The 22,336-nt window shown below is 72.7% G+C and carries 21 protein-coding genes; 4 read left to right on the plus strand and 17 right to left on the minus strand.

Annotation, left to right across the window (positions count from 1 at the left end; translation table 11 throughout):
* Positions 1-56: 56 nt before the first annotated feature.
* The 13 genes from pssA to IEZ10_RS26605 form a co-directional block, all read right to left on the minus strand.
* Positions 57-887, minus strand: coding sequence for a CDP-diacylglycerol--serine O-phosphatidyltransferase (gene pssA / locus IEZ10_RS26545; protein ID WP_189249225.1), 831 nt, complete (start codon positions 885-887; stop codon positions 57-59).
* The gene (locus IEZ10_RS26550) at positions 874-1,521 is read right to left on the minus strand and encodes a phosphatidylserine decarboxylase (RefSeq protein ID WP_189249226.1); all 648 of its coding nucleotides are present in this window, start codon (positions 1,519-1,521) and stop codon (positions 874-876) included. The genes pssA and IEZ10_RS26550 overlap by 14 nt, the downstream gene beginning before the upstream one ends.
* Positions 1,522-1,647: 126 nt before the next feature.
* Positions 1,648-2,640, minus strand: a complete 993-nt coding sequence (locus tag IEZ10_RS26555; RefSeq protein ID WP_189249227.1) for a TerC family protein — start codon at positions 2,638-2,640, stop codon at positions 1,648-1,650.
* A 185-nt stretch (positions 2,641-2,825) separates the two neighbouring features.
* Complete coding sequence (locus IEZ10_RS26560; protein WP_189249228.1) at positions 2,826-3,995, minus strand: glycosyltransferase family 4 protein; 1,170 nt, start codon at positions 3,993-3,995, stop codon at positions 2,826-2,828.
* Between the two features lie 37 nt (positions 3,996-4,032).
* Positions 4,033-5,727 (minus strand): murein biosynthesis integral membrane protein MurJ, encoded by a 1,695-nt coding sequence (gene murJ, locus IEZ10_RS26565; protein WP_189249229.1) that lies wholly within the window; start codon positions 5,725-5,727, stop codon positions 4,033-4,035.
* A complete protein-coding gene (locus IEZ10_RS26570) occupies positions 5,727-6,605 on the minus strand; it encodes a hypothetical protein (RefSeq protein ID WP_189249230.1) in 879 nt (292 codons plus the stop codon). The genes murJ and IEZ10_RS26570 overlap by 1 nt, the downstream gene beginning before the upstream one ends.
* A gap of 4 nt (positions 6,606-6,609) precedes the next feature.
* Complete coding sequence (locus IEZ10_RS26575) at positions 6,610-7,575, minus strand: copper transporter (protein WP_189249231.1); 966 nt, start codon at positions 7,573-7,575, stop codon at positions 6,610-6,612.
* Complete coding sequence (gene steA / locus IEZ10_RS26580; RefSeq protein ID WP_189249232.1) at positions 7,572-8,786, minus strand: putative cytokinetic ring protein SteA; 1,215 nt, start codon at positions 8,784-8,786, stop codon at positions 7,572-7,574. Before steA ends, IEZ10_RS26575 begins: the two co-directional genes overlap by 4 nt.
* Before the next feature lie 119 nt (positions 8,787-8,905).
* On the minus strand, positions 8,906-10,621 hold the full coding sequence (gene recN / locus IEZ10_RS26585) for a DNA repair protein RecN (protein WP_189249233.1): 1,716 nt from the start codon (positions 10,619-10,621) through the stop codon (positions 8,906-8,908).
* Positions 10,622-10,711: 90 nt separating this feature from the next.
* Positions 10,712-11,617 (minus strand): NAD kinase, encoded by a 906-nt coding sequence (locus tag IEZ10_RS26590; RefSeq protein WP_189249234.1) that lies wholly within the window; start codon positions 11,615-11,617, stop codon positions 10,712-10,714.
* A gap of 218 nt (positions 11,618-11,835) precedes the next feature.
* Positions 11,836-12,654: a TlyA family RNA methyltransferase gene (locus tag IEZ10_RS26595; RefSeq protein ID WP_189249235.1), complete on the minus strand. Its 819-nt coding sequence runs from the start codon at positions 12,652-12,654 to the stop codon at positions 11,836-11,838.
* Positions 12,651-12,839, minus strand: coding sequence for a hypothetical protein (locus tag IEZ10_RS26600; protein ID WP_189249236.1), 189 nt, complete (start codon positions 12,837-12,839; stop codon positions 12,651-12,653). The genes IEZ10_RS26595 and IEZ10_RS26600 overlap by 4 nt, the downstream gene beginning before the upstream one ends.
* Positions 12,836-13,882, minus strand: coding sequence for a hypothetical protein (locus IEZ10_RS26605; protein WP_189249237.1), 1,047 nt, complete (start codon positions 13,880-13,882; stop codon positions 12,836-12,838). The genes IEZ10_RS26600 and IEZ10_RS26605 overlap by 4 nt, the downstream gene beginning before the upstream one ends.
* A gap of 124 nt (positions 13,883-14,006) precedes the next feature.
* On the opposite strand from IEZ10_RS26605, the gene IEZ10_RS26610 reads away from it, so the two are divergent.
* The gene (locus IEZ10_RS26610; RefSeq protein ID WP_189249238.1) at positions 14,007-14,354 is read left to right on the plus strand and encodes an SCP2 sterol-binding domain-containing protein; all 348 of its coding nucleotides are present in this window, start codon (positions 14,007-14,009) and stop codon (positions 14,352-14,354) included.
* Positions 14,355-14,645: 291 nt separating this feature from the next.
* On the opposite strand, the gene IEZ10_RS26615 is transcribed toward IEZ10_RS26610, so the two are convergent.
* Both IEZ10_RS26615 and IEZ10_RS26620 read right to left on the minus strand, forming a co-directional pair.
* Positions 14,646-15,665, minus strand: coding sequence for an HAD-IIA family hydrolase (locus tag IEZ10_RS26615; RefSeq protein WP_189249239.1), 1,020 nt, complete (start codon positions 15,663-15,665; stop codon positions 14,646-14,648).
* Between the two features lie 25 nt (positions 15,666-15,690).
* Positions 15,691-16,140 (minus strand): tetratricopeptide repeat protein, encoded by a 450-nt coding sequence (locus IEZ10_RS26620; RefSeq protein ID WP_373287424.1) that lies wholly within the window; start codon positions 16,138-16,140, stop codon positions 15,691-15,693.
* A 101-nt stretch (positions 16,141-16,241) separates the two neighbouring features.
* Here IEZ10_RS26620 and IEZ10_RS26625 point away from each other — a divergent pair, with 101 nt between their 5' ends.
* Positions 16,242-17,531 carry a DUF1015 family protein gene (locus IEZ10_RS26625; protein ID WP_229811664.1) on the plus strand — a complete coding sequence of 430 codons (1,290 nt, stop codon included), beginning with the start codon at positions 16,242-16,244 and terminating at the stop codon, positions 17,529-17,531.
* Positions 17,532-17,632: 101 nt separating this feature from the next.
* Here the strand turns inward: IEZ10_RS26625 and IEZ10_RS26630 are convergent, their stop codons facing one another.
* A complete protein-coding gene (locus IEZ10_RS26630; protein ID WP_189249242.1) occupies positions 17,633-18,166 on the minus strand; it encodes a single-stranded DNA-binding protein in 534 nt (177 codons plus the stop codon).
* A gap of 116 nt (positions 18,167-18,282) precedes the next feature.
* On the opposite strand from IEZ10_RS26630, the gene IEZ10_RS26635 reads away from it, so the two are divergent.
* On the plus strand, positions 18,283-19,209 hold the full coding sequence (locus IEZ10_RS26635) for an MBL fold metallo-hydrolase (RefSeq protein ID WP_189249243.1): 927 nt from the start codon (positions 18,283-18,285) through the stop codon (positions 19,207-19,209).
* Positions 19,210-19,313: 104 nt separating this feature from the next.
* Here IEZ10_RS26635 and IEZ10_RS26640 read toward each other — a convergent pair whose 3' ends face one another.
* Positions 19,314-20,312 (minus strand): hypothetical protein, encoded by a 999-nt coding sequence (locus tag IEZ10_RS26640; protein WP_229811672.1) that lies wholly within the window; start codon positions 20,310-20,312, stop codon positions 19,314-19,316.
* On the opposite strand from IEZ10_RS26640, the gene IEZ10_RS39225 reads away from it, so the two are divergent.
* Positions 20,259-21,692: a hypothetical protein gene (locus tag IEZ10_RS39225; RefSeq protein ID WP_229811673.1), complete on the plus strand. Its 1,434-nt coding sequence runs from the start codon at positions 20,259-20,261 to the stop codon at positions 21,690-21,692. The genes IEZ10_RS26640 and IEZ10_RS39225 overlap by 54 nt on opposite strands.
* The last annotated feature ends 644 nt before the right edge of the window (positions 21,693-22,336 follow it).

Below are 22,336 nucleotides of genomic sequence, written 5' to 3' on the forward strand. Positions count from 1 at the left end.
CGCGCGGGCGCACGGTCCGCCGGGCGGGAGCCCGCGGGGAGCCGTGCGCCCGGCCGTCAGCCGACGCGCTCGGCCTCCCTGCGCTCCTTGCGCTTGGCCCGCTTGAACATCAGCACGCGCAGCGGGATGGCGGCCACGATGGCGATCTGCATGACGGCCCCGACCTTGATCAGCGAGTCGCCTCCGGACAGCCCGGCGGCCCATATGGTCAGGCAGGCGACGTTGATCATCATCCAGGCCAGCACGACGGCCGCCAGGTTGCCCTTGGGCTTGGGGTACTCGATCCGGCTGACCATGAGGTAGGCCACGCCCAGGATGGGCACCACCGCCAGCTTCGACGGCGGGAACAGCAGGACGATCGACACCACCGTCATCGCGCCCATGGGGATGGGCAGACCCATGAAGTCGCCGCTCTTGGTCTTGACGCAGGCGAACCTGGCGAGCCGGATGACGCCGGCCAGCAGCACCGACGCCGCGGCCACCATCACCAGCGGGAACGGGGTAGCGGGATTGAAACCCGCCCAGATGACGACCATGAACGCCGGGGCGAAGCCGAAGCTGATGACGTCGGCGAGGTTGTCCAGCTCCGCGCCCATGGCCGAGGCGCGGAACTTGCGGGCCACCAGGCCGTCGAACAGGTCGCAGGTGGCGCCGATCAGCAGCAGCACGACGGCGGTGCCGAAGAACCGGGGGTCGGCCTCGAACGGCTTGCCCTCCTGCAGCGCGCGGATGGCCGACCAGGCCAGCACGCACACGGCCAGGAAGCCGCACAGCGCGTTGCCGAGCGACAGGGAGTCGGCGGCCGAGAGCCGGAACGCCTTGCCGACGGGGCCGCGCGGCTCGTCGTCCGTCTCGTCGAGCGGCCAGCCGGCGTCAGCCGTGGTCAAGACCGGTCACCCCCGCGACGGTCTTCTGTCCGACCGACACGGCGGGGGCGATCCCCTCGGGCAGGTAGACGTCCACCCGCGAGCCCAGCCGGATGAGGCCGATCCGCTCGCCCCGCACGACCTTGGCGCCCGCCGTCAGGTAGGGCACGATGCGCCGGGCGACGGCACCGGCGATCTGGACCAGCTCGATGTCACCGAGCTCGGTGTCCAGGTGCCACACGACACGCTCGTTGGAGTCGCTGTCCTTGTTGAAAGCGGGCAGGAACCCGCCGGGGACGTGCTCGACGGAGGTGACCGTGCCGGCCAGCGGCGCGCGGTTGACGTGCACGTTGAGCGGGCTCATGAAGATGGCCACCCGCGTGCGGCCGTCGGGCCACGGGTCGATGCTCTGCACCACGCCGTCCGCGGGGGACAGGACGCGCGCCGTGCCCGGCACGCGGTCGGGGTCGCGGAAGAACCAGAGCATCCCGCCGGTGAGCGCGGTCAGCGGGAGGGCCGCCAGGGCCCAGCGCCGGTCACGGCGGCTGAGCAGCGAGGTCGCCGTGGCGGCGGCCACGGTCGGGAGAAGCCACGGGGAAACGCCACGAGCCAGTCTGATCCGGCCGGGCTGAGGGCTTGCTGAATCGTGGGACACGGGGAACCTTTTGTGATGTATTGCGGCGTTAGACCGGTATGTCTACCTGCTTGAGGCAGGATGCTACCCATCTCATAACCGTTATACGGCGGAACCAGACAAGAAACCGCCTCGGGCGCCGATCCTCTAGCCCTGTTCGGCACCCGCGGGGGTGGTCACTTCCCTGCTCTTGCTCTCGTCGCGGCGGGCTTTCACCAGGCTGGCGACGGTGGTGACCGTCATGGTGACGCCGATGACCGCCAGCGAGAGCCAGATCGGCACCTCCGGTGCCCAGGAGACGCCGCTGGAGTGCAGCGCCTCGAGAATCAGCTTAACCCCGATGAAACCAAGGATGAACGCCAGACCGTAGCTGATGTAGACGAGCTTCTGCAGCAGTCCGCCCAGCAGGAAGTAGAGCTGGCGCAGGCCCATCAGGGCGAACACGTTGGCGGTGAAGACGATGAAGGCGTCGGTGGTGAGACCGAAGATCGCCGGGATCGAGTCGAGCGCGAACAGCAGGTCGGTGGTGCCGATGGCGACCATCACGATCAGCATCGGGGTGACCATGCGCTTGCCGCCGATCTTGACGAAGACCCGGGAGCCCACGTAGTCGTCGGTGTGCGGCAGCGCCCGGCGGGCCCAGCGCAGGAGCGCGTTCTCCTTGAAGTCGTCCTCGTCCTCGCCGTGCTGGCGGATGAGCTGGACGGCGGTGTAGAGGAGGAAGAGGCCGAAGACGTAGAACAGCCAGCTGAAGCTCGACAGCGCGGCGGCGCCCACGGCGATGAAGACGCCTCGCATGGCCAGCGCCATCAGGATGCCGACCAGCAGCACCTTGTGCTGGTGGACCTTGGGCACCGCGAAGCGGGTCATGATGATGTAGAAGATGAACAGGTTGTCGACGCTCAGGCTGTACTCGGTGATATAGCCGGCGACGAACTGCGCCGCGGGGGTCGCCCCGCCGGTGATCCACAGCACGGCGGCGAAGATGACAGCGAGCGTGACGTAGAAGCCGACCCACGCCCCCGCCTGCTTCATGGAGAACTCTCGGGGCTCGCCCCGGTCGACGATCCACAGATCGAGGGCGAGGACTACGAGAAGGCCGCCGATGACGGCGATCCAAGCCCAGACAGGAACGATCACGGTTGGTAACCTCCGGCGGCGCGCACGACTGACTGCCGGAGGTCTCTCCCGCCCGCGGAAGAACGCGGACCGACAGCCCCGGGGGCCCCATGGAGCGGGGCGGCACCGTGATGACGAGACTGTCGCGAAGGGATACTCCCCCCCTAACCAAGCCAGTATAGGTGGGTGGCTTGGAACCGCCTAATTCAACGATCAGGCGTGGTCGGTTGTTCCAACCCTCCGCCTCCCCCGGGCAGCGTCCGGTAAACCGCCAGCGCGGCCTCCACCGCCTCCAGGCGGCCGGGCAGCGTGCGCCCCCTCAGGGCCGCCGCCCGCCCCAGGTCACGGGCGAGCCCGTCGTCGGCCAGCACCCGGGCCACCGCCTCGCGCATGGCGCCCGCGTCACCGTACGGCACCAGCAGCCCGGCCTCCCCCACCATTGCGGGCAGGCCGCCCACGGCGGTGGCCACGACGGGCACCCCGGCCCGCAGCGCCTCCTGGACGGTGAGCGGCTGCCCCTCCCATCGGCTCGGCACCAGCAGCGCCCTGGCCACGGTGAGCAGGTCCGCGACGTCGCCGCGGTCGCCCAGCAGCCGCACCGGAAGCCCCTCGCGGTCGATCCGCTCCCGCAGCGGCCCGCGCAGCGGCCCGTCACCGGCCACCAGGAAAACCGGCCCCCGCTCCTCCCCCGCGGCCGGAAGCCTCGGTCCCTGTTCCTCCCCCGCGCCCGGAGCGAAGGCGGCGGCGACGTCGAGCAGTGTCTCCAGGCCCTTCTGCTGGGCGAGTCTGGCGACCGTCAGCAGGACCGGCCGCTCGCCCACGCCGAGTTCCGTCCGCACCCGCGCGGGCGGGCGCCCGGACGGGGTCAGCGGGGGCGCCGGGACCACCGCGGCCGCGACGTGCCGCGCCCCGAGCCGGCGCATCCGCTCTCCCAGGTCGGCGGAGACCACCAGGACGCGGTCGGCCCGGCGGGCCACGATCCGCTCCAGAACGGCGTGAACCGCGCCGACCGCGCCGCCGGCGGTGGCGGCGTTGTGCAGCGTCACCACCAGGGGTGTTCCGGTCCCGGCCAACGCGAGCGCGGCCAGCGCCCCGGCGCGCAACCCGTGGGCGTGCACGACGTCGGCGCCGCGCAGCGCCCGCAGCCGGCGCAGCGCCTGGAGGTCCCCCCGGGGACGGGGCCGGTCCGAGATCGGCACGGGCGTGAACCGCGCCCCGAGGCGGCCGAACCCGAAGCTCTCCCCGGTGGCCGGCGGGCCCGCCACCACCACCCGCGCCCCCCGCTCCGCCAGCCCGCCGGCCAGCATCGCGACGTGCCGTCCGACCCCGCCCGCGCTGGTCCCCAGCACGAACGCCACCCGCGCCGCCTCAGCCATCGGAACGTCCCCCTCCCGTGACACCGCCCGCGCCGCCTCAGCCATCGGAACGTCTCCCTCCTGTGGCGGACATCCCCTTGCCTCCGCCGGAGCCGCCGGACCCGGTGTTCCTGCCCAACCCGCCGAACCTGCCGAGCAGCGCCCGGGCGTCCGGCCCGTCGACCACCGCGGCCACGACCGCGAACGCCGCCGCGCCCGCCAGGGCGGCCACCACCCCGGCGATCACGCTCGTCCAGGTGGACGCGCCCGTCAGGGCGTCCGCGACGACCAGTCCGGCGCCGTAGGCGGCGGCCCCGCCGAGCACCGCGGCGAGCAGCGCCCGCCCCGTCCCGGCCAGCGCCCCGGCTCCCGCCCCCCTGCGTACGGCCAGCGCCAGCAGCGCCCCGCCGGCCGTCACACCGGCGGTGCTGCCCAGCGCCAGCTGTCCCACCACCTGCGAGGGGTCGTCCGCGGCGCGGGCCAGCACGACCTGTGCGGCCAGCGCGACCGCCCACCCGGCGACCGAGGCGAGCGCCGCCGCCCTTCCCTCGCCGCGGGCGTACAGCACCCGCGCGAGGTGGAACATCAGGCCGTAGCCCACCAGGCCGAGCGCGAAGAACGCGACCGCGCGGGCCATCGCCGGGGGGTCGCCGCCGTCGGTGCCCGCCACGAAGACCCGCGCCACGGGCGTGGCGACCGCCGCCATCACCCCGGCCGACAGCCCCGTCACCAGCAGCACCACCCGCGTGGTGGACGACGCGAGGTCGTCGAACCCGGCCCGGTCGCCGTCGGCCGCCCGGGTGGACAGCAGCGGGAACGAACTGGTGGCCACCGGCACCACGAACACCGCGAAGGGCAGCTGGAACAGCGCCCAGGCGTAGGTGTAGACGCCCACCACGCCCGCCCCGCCGAAGTGGTTGGCCAGCCGGACCACGGCCGTCAGCGTGACCTGCTGGGCCACCAGCACGGCCAGGTTCGCGACCGCCAGGCGCCGGGCACGGGCCGCCACCCCGGGTGGGAACGACAGCGAGGGCCGCAGCCGCAGCCCCAGCCGCGCCGCCGGGCCGAGCACGGTCAGCACCATCGCCGCGGCCGCGACGGTCGCGCCCACGGACAGCGTCAGGCTCCCGGCCGGGGTCAGGCGCGACAGGTCATCGGCGGCGCCGCCGTTCACCGCCTCGAACGCCACGAGGGAGACGACCACGACCACGCTGGAGACCAGCGGCGCCAGCGCGGGCCCCATGAACCGCCGGTGGGCCTGCAGCGCGCCGTACAGGACCACGGCGATCCCGAAGAAGATCATGCGGGGGGCGAAGACGACGAGCATGTCCGTCCCGGCCGCGACGACCTGCGACAGGTCGCAATTCTTGGCGTCACCGCTCAGCAGCGAGACGATCGGCCCGGCCAGGACCGCGATGAGCAGGGTCAGCGGCACCAGGACCAGCATCGTCCAGGTGAGCAGCGCCGAGGTGATCCGGCCGGCCTCCTCCCGGGCGCCGGGATCGTCGTCGGACCGGGAGGCGGCCGAGGCCAGCACCGGGACCACCATCCCGGCCAACGCGCCACCGGCCACCAGCTCGAAGACGATGTTGGGAACGTAGTTGGCGGTGTTGTAGGCGGTGCTCAGGCAGGAGTTGGCGACGGTGTGCGACTGGACCCAGTACCGGCCGAACCCGATGATCCGGGCGGCCATGGTGACGATCCCGATGAGGAGCGCCGCGCCCGCGACCCCCTGCCCGATCTTCCTTCCCATCAGCCGGCGGGCGCCTGCTCCGGGGGACGGCGGCCGAGCATGTCGATGCGGTTGAGCACCGGGTTGCCGACGATGACCTTGGTGAAGCTGACCTTCTCCGAGGCGGCGGTCAGCGCGGCCACGGTGCCGAGCGCGGCCAGGCGGCCGGGACGTCCCAGGGTGACGGCGGCGGCCAGGCCGAGCAGCGCGCCCAGCGCGTTGGCCCCGGCGTCACCCAGCATCGCCCGCTCACCCAGGTCCTCGGGCAGCAGGGCGGCCGAAGCCCCGAGCGGCAGCGCGGCCAGGGCCGCGGCCACCGGGTCGCCGCGGCGCAGGCCCGCGGCGAGCAGCGGCGCGCCGGCGAGCAGGCCGACCTTGATGGCGCGGCCCGGGCGCAGATCGAACAGGTTGGCCAGGTTGGCGGCGCCCGCGACCAGCATGCCGTCGATCACCGCGTCGGCGGGCCGATGCGCGGTCAGCGCGGGCACGGTCAGCGCGGCCGCGGCCAGCCCGGTCAGGCCGATCCCGGCGATCTTCACCGCGCCGCTGGTGACCTCGCCCTTGGCCAGCGCGCCCAGGTGGCCCCGGAACCCCTTGGAGGCCGTCACGCCGTACAGGTCGTCGTAGGCGCCCAGGCCGCCGGCGCCGGCCGCGGCCAGCAGCGCGGCGGCGCGGACCCGGGCGGGCAGGCCGGGGACCGCCGCGGCGGCGACGCCCGCGCCCGCGACGAACGCCGGGCCCTCCAGAAGCGTGATGGGCTCGCCCCGGTGGTTGGTGCGGCTCCAGGTCTCGGCGTCGCCGACCGGCGGCCTGCGGGTGAAGGCCGCGTACGCGGCGCGGGCCGCGGCCGCGCCGAGGAGCGCGCCGGCCAGGGCGGCGGTGAGAGCGCGACGAGCCATCGGGTCATCCTCCGGAGGTGGCCGTGGGGGCCGGCGACGCGCTGGGCTCGACGCCCGAGACGCCCGGGCCGATGCCGTACTGGCCGGTGGCCCCGGACAGTTGCTCCCGCAGAGCGTAGACCACCACGACCCGCCCCATGGGCATATCGGCGTTGTCGACGGTGGAGACCTTCTCGGCGGCGGCGGTGTCGTCACGCAGCGCCGCGACGGCGCCACCCGTCGTGGCGGAGGACGGCCCGCCGGCCACGACGACGCCACGGCCGGTCTCGTCCAGGCCCAGCGCCATCGACACGAGCGCGTTCGCCTGCTGGGCCGCGCCCTCCCCGGTGTACGGCTCGGCCGGGGCGATCAGCACGGCCAGGGCGGCGCGCTTGGCCGGCTCGCCGGTGACGGTGAGCAGCCCGCCGGCCTCGAAGGCGTCCAGGACCCCGGCGGCCACCGGGTTCTCCTTGCCGATCTGGGCCGGGTCGTCGGTCACGATCGCGTCGGCGAGCGCGGTCGCCACCTTCCGGTACGGCGTGGCGTCCGCGGGGAAGGTCATGTCGGCCGGCTTGGCGTCGTCGGCGAGCTTCTCGATGAGGGCCGCCTGGGCCGCGTCGACGTAGCTCTCGTCGAGGACGACCCGTCCGGTCACCGTGGCTCCCGCCTTGACGAGGAGGTCCTGGACCCCCTCGCGCATGGCGTTCGTGACGCCGGGGGCCTCGACGATGACGACGCTCTCCGTGGCGAGGGCGTTCTGCACCAGGCGGGGGGCCGCGTCGGTGACGAAGGCGTCGTTGGCCGCCTCGCGCTTCTGCACGGCCTCCAGTTGGTCGCGGTACTCCTCGTTGCTGACCCGGAGTTGGTTGGCGAAGATCTCCGTCGCCTTGATGGCGGGGTCCTCCAGGAAGCTGGTGCCGAGCACGATGCCGACCGACAGCGCCAGGAAGATCGCGACGATGGAGACGAGGTGATAGCGGAAATCGATCACGAGAAGAGTCCGACCAACCAGAAGATGAAGCCGTTCCAGATGTCGCGGACGCTGTCCAGCCAGATCTTGCCCACCGGGGAGACGATGATCGCCACCCCCATGGTGATCAGCGTGGTGGCCACGAGCAGGAGCAGTGACGAGGTGGAGATCCGGCTGCGGTACAGCCGGCTGACGCCCTTGGCGTCGACGAGCTTGCTGCCCACCCGCAGGCGGGTGAGGAAGGTGCTGGCCATGCCGGCGCGTCCCTTGTCGAGGAACTCCACCAGCGTCGCGTGGGTGCCGACGGCGACGATCAGATCGGCGCCCTTGTCGTCGGCGAGCAGCATGGCGATGTCCTCGCTGGTGCCGACGGCGGGGAAGACGACGGCGTCGCGGCCGAGCCGCTGGATCCGCTCCAGGCCCGGCGCGCGGCCGTCCCGGTAGGCGTGCACGACCAGCTCGGCGCCGCAGGTGAGGGCCTTGTCCGAGACCGAGTCGAAGTCGCCGACGATGACGTCGGGGAGGTAGCCGGCCTCGATGAGCGCGTCGGCTCCGCCGTCCACCCCGATCATGACGGGGCGGTACTCGCGGATGTAGGGGCGCAGGACGGCGATGTCCTCCTTGTAGTGGTAACCGCGCACCACGATGAGGACGTGCCTGCCCTCCATGGAGGTGTGGACGTCGTCGGGCACGCCGACGCCGTCGATGAGGAGGTCGCGCTCACGCTGGATGTACTCCATCGTGTTGGTCGCGAACGCCTCGATCTGCGTGGTCAGCCCGGCCCGCGCCTCGGCCATGGCGGCCTCGACGGACTCGGCCGTCTGCACGTCGCCCTTGCCGACGATCTCGTCGTCGAGGTGGACGACGCCGTCGTGCAGCCGGACCAGGTCGCCGTCGGAGATCCGGTCGAACAGCTCGGGGCCGGCGTTGTCGACGAACGGCACGCCGGCCTCGACGATGATCTGCGGGCCGAGATTGGGGTAGCGCCCGCTGATGCCCGCGGCGACGTTGATCACGCCCGCCGCGCCGCACGCGACAAGCGCCTCCGCGCTCACCCGGTCGACGTCGACGTGGTCGATGATCGCGATCTCCCCGGGGCGGAGGCGCTTGGTGAGCCTCTTCGTCCGCCGGTCGATCCGCGCCACGGCCGTCACCCCGGGAAGGTCCGAGACCTTCCTGTGGCGGAGGTAACCGGTGAGCCTGCGTCGAGGCCCGTCAATCGGCACCTTCATCGAAACCATCCTGCCAGAGGCGACGACCGGGTGAGCCGGGCAGCCCGATGCCCGCCTGGTTCGTCACTGTGAATCACCGGCGTCCGGTTGCTCCCCCGAATAGGCGTGAACAGTCCCCCTCAACCCCTTTTGTCGGCGGCGGCGATCGCCAGCAGTTCCTCGGCGTGCGCGCGGCCCAGCTCGGAGTCCTCCAGCCCGGCGAGCATGCGCGCCAGCTCCCGCGTCCGGCCGTCCCGGTCGAGCGCCACCACGCCGCTGCGCACCACGCTGCCGTCGCCCGCCTTCTCCACCACCAGGTGCTGGTCGGCGAACGCCGCGACCTGCGGCAGGTGTGTGACCACTATCACCTGGGCGGTGCGGGCCAGGCGGGCCAGGCGGCGGCCGATCTCCACCGCCGCCTTGCCGCCCACGCCCGCGTCGACCTCGTCGAAGACGAACGTCGGCACCGGGTCGGCGCCGGCGAAGACCACCTCGATGGCGAGCATCACCCGGCTCAGCTCACCGCCGGAGGCCCCCTTGTTCAGCGGCAGGGGCGGCGAGGCCGGATGCGGGGACATCCGCAGCTCCACCTCGTCCAGGCCGTGCGGGCCGAACTCGGCGGCGGGCGTGATGACGACCACCACCCGGGCGTGCGGCATGGCCAGCGCGGCGAGCTCCTCGGTCACCGCCTGCCCGAACCGCTCGGCGGCCGCGGTGCGGATCCGGGTCAGCTCGGCCGCGAACCCGGTGAGGCGGCCGGTGAGCTCCTCCTGCTCGTGGGTGAGCTCGGCGATCCGCTCGTCGTCGCCCTCCAGCTCGGTGACGCGCCGCGCGGCCTGCTCCGCCCAGGCCAGCACGGCCCGGGTGTCCTCGCCGTACTTGCGCACCAGGTGGGTCAGCACCGCCTGGCGCTCCTGAACCATCGCGAGGCGGGCCGGGTCGGCCTCGACCGACTCGGCGTAGGCGGCCAGCTCGGTGGCGACGTCGGAGATGAGGTAGCCGGCCTCGGCCAGCCGGTCGGCGATCCCGGCCAGCGCCGGATCGAAGTCGCGGACCGCCTCGACGGCCGAGCGGGCCTGCCCGACCAGCGTGACGGCGTCCTGGAGGTCCTGGTCACCGGCCATCGGATCGCCGAGCAGCGCCCGGTGCGCGGTCTCGGCCGCGCTGCGGAGCGAGTCGGCGTGGGAGAGCCGCTCCTCCTCCTCGCGCAGCTCGGTCTCCTCGCCCGGCCGGGGCTCGGCCCGCCCGACCTCCTCCAGCCCGAACCGGAGCATGTCGGCCTCCTGGGCGCGCTCCCGGGCCCGGGCCGTGATCTCGGCCAGCTCGTCGGTCACCTGCCTGTGGCGCCGGTAGGCCTGCTCGTAGGCGCGCAGCGGCTTGACCAGCTCCTCGCCGGCGTAACGGTCGAGGGCCGCGCGCTGGCGGCCCGGCTGCAGCAGCCGCTGCTGGTCCATCTGGCCGTGGACGGCCACGAGGTCCTCGGCGAGGTAGGTCAGCGTACCCACCGGGACGGTGCGCCCGCCCAGCCAGGCCCGGCTGCGGCCCTCGGCCGAGACGGTGCGCGAGATGATCAGCTCGCCGCCCTCGACGTCTCCCCCGAGGTCCTGCACCTGCTGGGCCACCCGGCCCGCCGGGTCCACCACGAGGGTGCCCTCGACGGTCGCCTTGTCGGAGCCCGGGCGGACGCGGGCCGGGTCGGCCCGGCCGCCGAACAGCAGCCCCAGACCGGTCACCACCATCGTCTTGCCCGCGCCGGTCTCGCCCGTGAGCACGGTGAATCCCGGCGACAGCGCCAGGACGGCCTCGTCGATCACGCCGAGCCCTTGGATGCGGACCTCCTCGACCCTGGGTCGCACTGGTCCCTCCCGTCACATCGAATTCACCGAACATCAGTGCGGTGCGCGGGCACGATCCTACGCGCTCGGCACCGCGATCGCCGGGATGATCTACGACCGCGCCCGGCCGCGCCAGCCCTGCACAGGAAGGCCGAATTTGGCGACCAGCCTGTCGGTGAACGGCGCCCCGGTGTCCTCCAGACCGTGCAGCCGCGCAAGCCGTACCGGCACCTCGGCCCGGCGCACCTCGACCCGCGCCCCGGCGGGCAGGTCGAAGCGGCGGCGGCCGTCGCACCACAGCACGGCCCCGGCGGTCTCCGGCTGGACCTCCAGCGCCAGCCGGGAGCGCGGGGAGACCACCAGCGGCCGGGCGAACAGCGCGTGGGCGCTGATCGGCACCAGCAACAGCGCCTCCACCTCCGGCCACACCACCGGGCCACCGGCCGAGAAAGCATACGCGGTCGAACCGGTGGGGGTGGCGCAGATGACCCCGTCACACCCCCATCGTGACAGAGGCCGCCCGTCGACCTCGGCGACCACCTCCAGCATCCGGTCGTTCTTCTCCACGGTCGCCTCGTTGAGCGCCCAGGTGTCGGCCAGCAGCCGCCCGTTGAGGCGGGCGGTGACCTCGACGGCCATCCGCTCCTCCACGTCGTAGCGGCCCCGGACCACGCAGTCCACCGCGACCGCCAGGTCCTCCACCTCCGCCTCCGCGAGGAACCCGACATGCCCGAGGTTGACCCCCAGCAGCGGCACCCCGGCCGGACGGGAGAGCTCGGCGGCCCGCAGCAGGCTGCCGTCGCCGCCGAGCACGATCATCATCTCGGCGTCCTGGACGGCCATGGCGGTGGCCGGCACCACGTCGGCGCCCGCGCACGCGACGGCCTCGGCCTCGGAGCCGAGGACGCGCACCGCCACCCCCGCCTCCAGCAGCCGCCCGATCACCAGCCGGGCGCTCTCGACGGCCGCCTCCCGCCCGGTGTGGGCGGTGACCAGCACGGTGCGCTTGGTTGTCATGTCTCCACTCTTTCGGGGGATGAGCACCGGCGTCTTCGAACCGTCCGCCGGTGAAGCCATGCCGCCGTACGGTCCCGCGCCGGGGGACGGCCCCGGTACGGCGGACGGTCCCGTGGCGGCGGGCGGTTCCGGGCCGTGGCGGGATCCCGACCGCCGTGGTCGCGACCGCCCGTGCCGCGGATCCCCGCCGTCCCGCGGCGAAGATCCACGAGCAGACCTTAGCGGGGCCCCTCCGCCACCGCGCGCCCGATCTCCGCCTCGACGTCGGCGACCGGCGGCGCGCCCTCTCCCTTGCCCAGCCAGATGACGTACTCGACGTTGCCGGACGGGCCGGGCAGCGGGCTCGCGGTGACGCCGCGCACGACGAGATCGAGCCCCCGGGCGGCCTCGGCGACGTCCCGTACGGCCTGCGCCCGCAGGGCGGGGTCGCGGACGACGCCGCCGGCGCCCACCCGCTCCCTGCCCACCTCGAACTGGGGCTTGACCAGCATCGCGAAGTCGGCCCGCCCGGCGGCGCAGCGGGTCAGGGCCGGCAGCACCAGGCGCAGCGAGATGAAGGACAGGTCGCCCACGACCAGGGTGGGAGCCTCCCCCACCATGTCGGGCGTCAGGTCCCTGACGTTGACCCGCTCCATGACCGTGACCCGCTCGTCGGTCCGCAGCGACCAGGCGAGCTGGCCGTACCCGACGTCCACCGCCAGCACGTGCGCCGCGCCGTTGCGCAGCAGCACGTCGGTGAAGCCCCCGGTCGAGGCCCCGGCGTCCAGGCAGCGCCGCCCGGTGACGGTCAGGCCGCGGGGCCCGAACGCCTCCAGCGCGCCCAGCAGCTTGTGCGCCCCCCGCGAGACGTAGTCGACGCCGCCGGGGGCCTCAGCCACCACGATCGCCGCGGCGGTGTCCACCTGGGTCGCGGCCTTGGCGGCCACCCGGCCGCCGACGGTGACCCGGCCGTCCTCGATCAGCTGGGCCGCCTGTTCCCTGGACCTGGCCAGCCGGCGGCGGACGAGCTCGCTGTCGAGGCGTGCCCGCCGGCTCACCGCTGCCGGTCCGCGGTGTCGTCCGCCGAGGCGAGGACCCCCTCCAGCCCGGCGAACACCTCCTCGAACACGCCCACGTGCGCCGAGACGGGCACCTCGCCGAGCCGGGCCAGCCCGTTCAGCACGGCGTCGACCCGCTCTTCGCCGGTCTCTTCGTCGCCGGTCTCTTCGGGCAGGTAGGTCATCCGTCCCCTCCGGAGGTGTTCTTCGCCGTCCTGTTCGCCGCACGGGCGCGGGACGCCGCGCCCGTGGACGCCTTGACCGTATCGGACGCCGCGGCGCGCGTCGTCCCGGCCGTGCGGCCCGCCTTCCCCGCGGTCCTCCCGGCGGCTTTCCCCGCGGTCCTCCCGCCGGTCTTCCCGCTCTTGCCCGCGTCCTCTCCCGGCTTCTCCGCGGTCCCGCCGGTGGTCTTCTCAGCGGTTCCATCGCCGGTCTTCGCGGTGGTGCCGCCGGTGCTCTTCTCCCCGGTCTTCGCGGTGGTCCCTCCGGTGCTCTTCTCCCCGGTCTTCTCCTCGGTCTTCGCGGCTGCCCTGCCGGTGGCCCTCCCGGCGGTCTTCCCGGTCTTCGCCGCCGCCTTTCCCGCGGTCTTCGCCGTACTCGCCGTGTCCTTCCCCGTCTCCTCGGCCGCCTTCGCGGTCGACCTCCTCGTCTTCGCGGCTGCCCTGCCGGCGGTCTCCTCCGGCTTCTCCCCCGCCTTCGCCTTACCGGCGGTCTTCCTGGTCTTCGCCGCCCCCGTCTTCGTCGCGGCCTTTCCCGCGGCCTTTCCCGCCGCCTCCTCCGGCTTGACCGCGGTCTCCTCCGTCTTGCCCGCCTTCCCGGCGGCCTTGACCGGCTTCTCCGCGGTCTTGGCGGCGGTACGGCTTCGCGTGGCGCGCGGTGTGGCAGAGGTCTCGGATGCGGAGGTCTCGGATTCGGCCAGCCGGGCCTCCAGCTCGGCCACGCGCGTCCGCAGCCGGTCGATCTCCTCGATCTCTCTCGCGTGCGCCTGGTCGAACGCGTCGACCAGACGGTTCACCTCGTTCTGAATGATCTCATCGAGCTGGTTCCGGCTCTCCTGCCCCGCCGTGACCAGCTCCCTGGCCATCTCGTCGATCTGGTCGGACGCCTGCGGTGACTCCGCCTCCTTCAGTCCGAACAGGTCACGCACCACCTCCCGCGCCCTGGCCGTCGTCATCTCGGTGAGGCCGGTGGCCCCCTGCAGGTATCCGCGCAGTGCATCGAACACCATGGCGATGCCTCCCCCCTCCGGCGAACCCCCGCACGCCGGATCGCACATTATGTTCATGTGGAACGCTACCGTCCGTACGTCAAAGGATCCGGAAGCGTCCGGAAAGAGAAAGGAGCGTCGCGCGATGGCGACCGTCGACGAGTGCCGGGTGGCACTGCGCAGACTCGGCGAGCAGTTCGACGAGGTTGACCAGGCGAGCCGCGCCAAGCACGTGGTCGAGCGCAGCATCAGCTGCCACATCAGCGATCTCAGCGTCACCTTCTACGGACGCATCCACCACGGCGGGCTGGGTCCCTTCGAGGAGCGGCCCCCCGCCGACGGCAGACCCGCCGACGTGAAACTGACCATCGGCAGTGACGACCTGGTCTCCCTGGTCAACGGGGAGCTGGACATGGGACGCGCGCTGTTCGGCGGCAAAGTGAAGATCGACGCAAGCTTCGGCGACCTCCTCCGGCTGCGCAAGCTCCTCTGACCCCCGGGGCCCGCGGCCTCCCCGGCTTCCCGGCCCCTCCGAAGCCGCAGGACCCGGGAAGCCCGGCGGGCGGGTCCGCCGACCGGTTCCCCGCCCGGACCGGTTCCCTCCTGGACCGGCTCCTCACCCGGACCGGCTCCTCGCCCAAGCCGGCTCCTCACCGCCCGGATCGGCTCCTCGCCCAAGCCGGTTGCTCACCACCCGGACCGGCTTCTCATCCAGAGCGGCTGCTCACCGCCCGGATCGGTTCGTTCCGCTCCGGGCGGCCCGTCCTCGCTCCGGGTGACCGGGTCACGGACGGCGAACACCCTCCCCCGGCAGCGAGGAGTCCAGTGCAGCCTTCACGGCGTCCTCGTCCGCCCTTCCCTCACCGGCCGCCTCCCATGTCGCGGTGCAGGCCGCACGGAGACCGTCGATCGCCTCCCCATGGCCGTCGAGGCGCAGCCGACCGCCGTCCCAGCGTGCGCTCCACCCCTCGCAGGCCCACCCGTCTCCGGACCGCAGCACAGCCGGGTAGGGCCGGTGCAGCGCCGACAGGTCCGCGGCGACGTAGGCGGGCCGCCGGTGGGGACCCGCTGTCAGCAGGTCGAGCGGCCCGGTCACGCCGGTCAGCACCAGCAGGGCGTCCACCCCCGCGTTCGTCGCCCCCTCGATGTCGGTGTCGAGCCGGTCACCGACCACCAGGGGTCGCCGCGAGCCGGTACGCAGCATCGACTCCCGGTGCAGGGGCGGCTCCGGCTTCCCCGCCACGACGGGCTCCACCCCGGTCGCCGCGGCGATCACCCGGGCCATCGCCCCGTTGCCCGGCGACTCCCCCCGGCCGGACGGCATCGTGGTGTCGGCGTTGGCCGCCACGAACAGGGCGCCCCGCCGTACGGCCAGCGTGCCCTCGCAGAGCAGGCCGTAGGAGAGATCGGGCGCGATGCCCTGTACGACCGCGGCGGGCTCCTCCGCCGCGGTGCTCACCGGGCGCAGACCGTGCGCGCGCAAGGCGCTGCGCAGCCCCATCCCCCCGACCACCAGCACCGCCGAACCGGGCTCGACCCGTTCGGCCACCAGCCGCGCGGCGGCCTGGGCCGAGGTGACGACGTCCTCGGCGCGCGCCGGGGCGCCGAGCGCGCTCAGGTGCTCAGCGATCGCCCCGGGAGTGCGTGAGGCGTTGTTGGTGACGTAGGCGAGCCGTACTCCTCCCTCCGCCGCCCGACGCAACGCCTCCGGAGCCCCCGGAACGGCGTCGCGGCCCAGATAGACCACGCCGTCGAGATCGAGGAGGAGGGTGTCGTAGGGATCGATGAGCGTGTTGGAATCCACCGCCCTATTCCATCACCCCGGTGTGTCACCCCTGACGGGCACGGAGGGTCGCGCGGACGCTCCGCAGCGCGGACACGTAATGACGCTGGTCGGGGCGCATCGCGACGGCGATGGCCAGGGGCTCCTGCGCCGCCTCCATGTCCCCGGTGCGCCATAGGGCGAGCCCCAGGCCGAAGTAGGCGTAGTCCTCGGCCGGGTTGGCGTCGATGATCCAGCGGAAACTGTCGACGGCGTCGGCGTACTGCCGCGAGTTGAACTGGGCCCGGGCGAGACCCTCCCTGATGCTGCGAGACTCCGGTTCGGCGTCGGCGGCCCGCTCCAGCAGCGAGGCGGCTGCGGCCGGACTGCCCTCGGACAGAAGCCTCATTCCGCGTTGAAACCAGTCATAGACGTCCCCGACGGGAGCGCCCGCCTCTGGATCGGGGGAATCAGGCGAACCGCTGCGTCCTTGGACCATACGTGAGGCCTCCTTCATCGACAGATGACATATCTGACCGATTCCCTGACAACCCGGGCACCACCGCGCCCTCAAGACGGACCACGAGCCTTACAGACCTTTATGACAACATGCCCTCTATGGCGAATCCTGAACTGCCGGTGCCCGGCGGGCTGGTGCTACGCCCGTTTCGCGGCGTGCGATTCGCGGTCGCCGATCTGGCCGAGGTGATCTCTCCGCCCTATGACCTCATCACCGAGGTCGGCGCACGGGACCTGCTCGACACACACCCCAACAACGTGGTGCGGCTCATCCTTCCCGGCCGCGACCGCCACCGCTACGCCGAAGCCCGCGAAACCCTTCGAACCTGGCTCTCCTCGGGCGTGCTGGTGGCCGACGAGTCACCCGCCGTGTACGTCTACGAGCAGATCGGCCCCGGGGTCCTGCAGCGGGGGCTCATCGGGGATGTGGGCCTGGCCGGCCCCGAGGAGCAGATCATCCTGCCGCACGAGGACGTCATGCCGGGGCCCGTCGCCGACCGCCTGGCCCTGATGCGCACGACCGAGGCCAACCTTGAGCCCATCTTCCTGCTCTACGACGGCGACGGCGGGGCGGCCACCAGGCTCGTGGACGAGATCGCCGCCTCACGGGCGCCCCTGGTCGAGGCGACGACCGACGACATGGTGCGGCACCGGCTCTGGGCCATCACCGCCCTCGACGAGATCGCCCTGCTCAATGAGGATCTGCGTCCCCGCAGGGCGCTGATCGCCGACGGGCACCACCGCTACGCCACGTATCTCGCCCTCCAGCGGGAGCACCACGCCGCGGCCGAAGCCGCCGCGCCGGGGCGGCCGCCGAAACCGGGCGCCCGGGACTTCGGTCTGGCGCTCCTGGTGGACTCCACCGCCTACCCGCCCGATCTCAAGGCCATCCACCGGGTGATCCCGGGACTGCCGCTCGACGAGGCGCTCGCCCGGGCCGGGGAGGCGTGGAGGATCCGGGAGTACGGATCCCTCGGCGAGGGGCTCGCCGCGCTGGCGGCCGCGGCGGAGCCGGCCTACCTGCTGTCGGCCGGGGGCGCCGCTCACCTCCTCACCGATCCCGGCCGGGAACGGCTGGAGCGGGCCATGCCCGCTGCCCGGTCGGCCCGGTGGAGGGCCCTGAACACGTCGGTCCTCGTCGAGTTCCTGCTCCCCGAGATCTGGGGGATGCCCGACGACGAGCGGTCCGTGCGGGTCGTGCACCACGACGCGGAGGCCGCGGTACGGCTCGCCCGGGAGTCGGGGGGGACCGCCGTGCTCATGAACCCCCTGGAGATCGACGACGTGCTCGCCGTCGCGTCCCACCGGGAACGGGTGCCGCGCAAGTCCACCTCTTTCGGCCCCAAGCCCCGCACGGGTCTGGTCCTGCGGATGTTCGACCTCGACTGACCGCCGCAGGGCGCCGAAGGCCGGGCGGCGGCATGATGACCACGGCGGCGAGCCGATCCGCCCAGGATCGCCCGCCGTTCCAACGACGTGGTCCGCGGTGCTCATGGCGTCTGCCCCGCCCCGGCCTCGTCTCTCCCGGCCGGTGACCCGCCGCCGCGGCTCTCACAAGACGGGACGGCTCCGGCCCGCAGCGGTGAACGCGCCCGCCCGGGCCGCACCGGCGATCCCGGCGCGGAACTCCGGGCGGGCGTGGACCCGGGAGACCGTACGACGGCCGCGGCCGCCCTCTCCCCGCCCCGGTCACCGGCGGGTGCGGCCCCGGGAGCGGGGCCGAGGTGCCTCGCCGAGTGAACCTCCACCTCGTAACCCGACGCCTTGGATCCGTCATCGCCCCACCAGCGGCGGCGAAGCGAACCCGTCACCTCGACCATGTCACCGGGAAGCCATCCGGCGGCGGCCAGGGCCACTTCCGGGACGAACGACGCGCAGGGGATGGTGTCCACCTGGGTCCGCCTATCCCGCTGCTGCCGGCGGACGATCAACCGCCACCTGGTGAGCGCGCTTCCGCTCCGCAGTTTCCTGACGCTCGCCGCCTCGGGCAGGCGGCCCACCAGGACGACCTCGTTGCGATCCATCGAATCTTCCTCCGATCTCTGCCTCTGCCGATCGGAGACGACTCTTTACGATGTGAGCTGTGCCGGAACGGCCGAACGCCGTTCTGGGGAAGCCGGTTCCAGTTCTGAGGTGACCTGTGGACAACATCACCGCTCTCGGCGGCGAGGTCTATGAGATCGACACGAGAATGGCCGGATACTCCGGCATCACAGCGGGATACCTGATCCTGGGAGACCGTCCCTGCCTGGTCGAGACGGGCACGTCCACCTCCGCCCCGATCGTGCGCGACGCCCTCACCTCCTTGGGCGTGGGTCCCGCGGACCTCGCGACGGTGGTCGTGACACACATCCACCTGGACCACGCGGGCGGGGTCGGCGACATCGCCCGCTTCTACCCGGAAGCCGAGATCGTGGTCCATGAGAAAGGCGCCCGGCATCTGGCCGACCCCTCTCGGCTCATGTCCAGCGCCCGGATGGTCTGGGGCGACAAACTGGACACCCTCTTCGGGGAGCTCTCCCCCACCGAGTCGTCGCGCATCCGTGCCCTCGGCGACACGGGGACCATCGACCTGGGCAACGGCCGCACACTGAGCAGCCACTACTCTCCGGGCCACGCCAAGCACCACGTGGGCCTGATCGACTCCGGCACGGGGGATCTCTACGTCGGCGACGCCGCCGGTGTCTACCTCCCGCAGACGGGAGACCTGCGGCCGGCGACCCCGCCCCCGGACTTCGACCTGCAGACCGCGCTCGGCTCGATCGCGTTGTTCGAGTCGCTGGCCCCCCAGCGGCTCCTGTTCAGCCATTACGGACCGGTCGCGAACGTGGCCGAGACACTGGAGCGTTCGGCGGAGGAACTGCGCGTCTGGGTGGACCTGACCCGCCGGGCCCACTCCGAGGGCATGGACCTGGACCACGCGGTGGCCATGGTCAGGGAGCGCACCCGGGAGCGGTACGCGGCCCTGAAGGACGACGACGGGACGGCCGAGCAGTTCGAGCTGCTCAGCGGCGCCCCGTCCAACGTGGCCGGAATCCTTCACTGGCTGAACCGGGTCCAGCCCTGAGCCGGTGCCGCCTCGGGTCGAGCCGGTGACCTCCGGCGTTCTCCGGCCCGGTTCCGTACCGCCTCGGGTGAGCCCTCCGGCCCGCCCGAGGCGGCGTGGAACCGCTACTTCTTCTTGTCCTTGTCCTCGTCCTCGTCCTCATCCTCGTTCGGGTCGCCGAGGACATCGCCGAAGTCCGGCTCGATGAAAGCCGGGCCCACGCCGGCCTCGACCTTCGCCGCGGTCTTCGCGGCATCGGCGTCGGCATCGGCGTCGGCGTCGGCATCGGCGGCCCCGGCCGCCTCATCGCCGGCCTCGGTCCCCTCGGTCCCGGCCTTGTCCGCCTCGTCAGCCTCGGTCCCACCGGCCTCGTCGCCGAGTACGGCCTCGCCCGCGGCCTCAGCAGGCGCCTCTTCTTCGGCGGCAGGCGCCTCCTCCGGCACATCGCCGAAGTCCGGCCCGTCCTCGTCGAGGTCCGCCTCGTCCTCAAGCTGGGCGTCGAGTGTGGCGGCGTCGTCGACCTCGACCTCGTCGAAGTCCTCGTCGTCCTCCAGGTCCTCGATGACAGTGCCCGTCAGCTGCGCGTACCGCTCGGCGGCGTCGGTCTCGCCGTCCTCATCGAATGCCATCGCGCGGCCGAACCACTCGACGGCCGGCTCCTCGTGCCCCGCCTCGGCCAAGGCATCGGCGTAGGCGAAGGCGAGACGCGCCGACCACGGGTGCGGACGCGTGTCGCGCAGCTCCGGGAGGCGCTGGAGAGTGATGACCGCGGCGTCGTTCTGGCCGAGGTCCCGGCGGGCACCCGACTCCACGATGGCGAGTTCGATCTTGCCGACCCGGTCGAGACGCTCGGCCTCCTGGGACCGGACCAGGTCGAGAGCGCGCTCAGGGCGGCCGAGACCGCGCTCGCAGTCGGCCATGACCGGAAGGTAGGCGTCGGAGCCGGTCATACGGCGCGCCGCGCGCAGGTCGCTGAGCGCCTCGGCGAAGTGCCCGGAACGGTAGGCCGCGATGCCCACGGCCTCGCGGACCACGCCGATGCGGGCGGCGAAACGACGGGCCACCTTGGTGTGCTCGTAGGCACGCTCGGGCTCGTCCTCCTCAAGCGCCCTGCCGGCCGCCACCAGGTGGCGGGAGACCAGGTCTGCGAGATCGAGCGGAAGAGAGCGCAGCTCGTCCCTGACGTCCTTGTCGAGCTCGTCCGCCGTGATGTCGGGAGCGAGCGGGGGCAGCTCCTCCCGCGTCCGGCTCCCGGATTCCTCGCGCTCCCCGGGCCGGTCATCACGACCGTAACGCGTACGGGAGCCGCCGCCCTCGGCGCGGAACCCCCCGTCACGATCACCGAAGGGGCGTGCCCCGCGGTCGTCGCGACCATAGCGGGGACGGTCGTCGCGGTCGCCGTAGGAGCGGCGCTCACCACGGTCGTCACGGCCCTGGCCGGGGCGGTCGTCACGGTTGAACGGACGACGCTCACCACGGCCGTAGCCGGGGCGCTCGTCCCGATCCCGGGAACCGTACCGGCTACGCGCCTGGTCACGATCACCGTACGTCCGACGCTCACCACGATCGTCACGACCCTGACCGGGGCGATCCTCGCGATTGAACGGACGACGCTCACCACGGTCCTCGCGGCCCTGGCCGGGGCGGTCGTCACGGTTGAACGGACGACGCTCACCACGGCCGTAACCGGGGCGCTCGTCCCGATCCCGGGAACCGTACCGGCTACGCGCCTGGTCACGATCACCGTACGTCCGACGCTCACCACGATCGTCACGACCATAACCCGGACGGTCATCACGATTGAACGGACGACGCTCACCACGGTCCTCGCGGTAACCACCGCGAGGACGGTCGTCGCGGTTGAACGGACGACGCTCACCACGATCGTCACGGCCGTAGCGGGGACGGTCGTCGCGGTCGCCGTAGGAGCGGCGCTCACCACGGTCGTCACGGCTCTGGCCGGGGCGGTCGTCGCGGTTGAACGGACGACGCTCACCGCGGTCGTAGCCGGGGCGCTCGTCCCGATCCCGGGAACCGTACCGGCTACGCGCCTGGTCACGATCACCGTACGTCCGACGCTCACCGCGCTCCTCGCGGCCATAACCCGGACGGTCATCACGATTGAACGGACGACGCTCACCACGATCGTCACGACCCTGGCCGGGGCGGTCATCGCGGTTGAACGGACGACGCTCACCACGGTCCTCGCGGCCCTGGCCGGGGCGGTCGTCACGGTTGAACGGACGACGCTCACCACGGCCGTAGCCGGGGCGCTCGTCCCGATCCCGGGAACCGTACCGGCTACGCGCCTGGTCACGATCACCGTACGTCCGACGCTCACCACGATCGTCACGACCCTGACCGGGGCGATCCTCGCGATTGAACGGACGACGCTCACCACGGTCCTCGCGGTAACCACCGGGGCGCTCACTCCGCTCCCGGGAGCCGTAGGAACCGCCTCCACGCCCTTCGCGGCGCTCACCATACCGGGGACCGTCGCCTGAACGTCCCCACTCGCGGCCCCCTCGGCCGCCCTCTCGACCGCCGAACCCGCGGTTCTCGCCTTCTCCGCGCCGGCCCGTGCCGTCACGCCCGTTATCACTGTTCACTTCTGGTCCATTCATTTGCTCACCGGCGAGCGCGCCCTCTTCGTCTGTGGATGGGCGATCGCTGTACGGGCGGTCTTCGGCCACGGGATGCGCCCCGTTCGATATCGCTGCCCCGCCCTATCGTGGTCCAGCGCGACGAAGGCCACCCGCGGTGGGGTGGCCCGGCACCTCCAGCCTAGCAACCGCTCAGGCCTCCTATGCCCCCCGTGCTCAGGTGTCAACATCCAGATGGGAAAGTACGGCGACGGCTCGGCCACCGGGGCCGTCTCACCTCTTCGCCTCGACCGCCACCGGGCCGGCCACTCCGCCAGTCGACGGATGTACCGGCCCGACGAAGCTTGACGTGACAAGCGCACCGGCTGGCCTCGCCGCCTTTTGCCGCATGACACGTCAGCCCCGCACAACGTCAGTCCCGCAGAACGCGGGCACGGGAAGCGGGCACGCAAAAAAGCGGGGCCCCGGACGAACGAACGTCCAGAGCCCCGCCAGAAAACCCGGAAACCCGGAGGCCGGGAAGACCCGGGAAACGCGGAAAGGGC

Origin of the sequence: Streptosporangium pseudovulgare, assembly GCF_014648055.1 — a bacterium.
Classification (GTDB): domain Bacteria; phylum Actinomycetota; class Actinomycetes; order Streptosporangiales; family Streptosporangiaceae; genus Streptosporangium; species Streptosporangium pseudovulgare.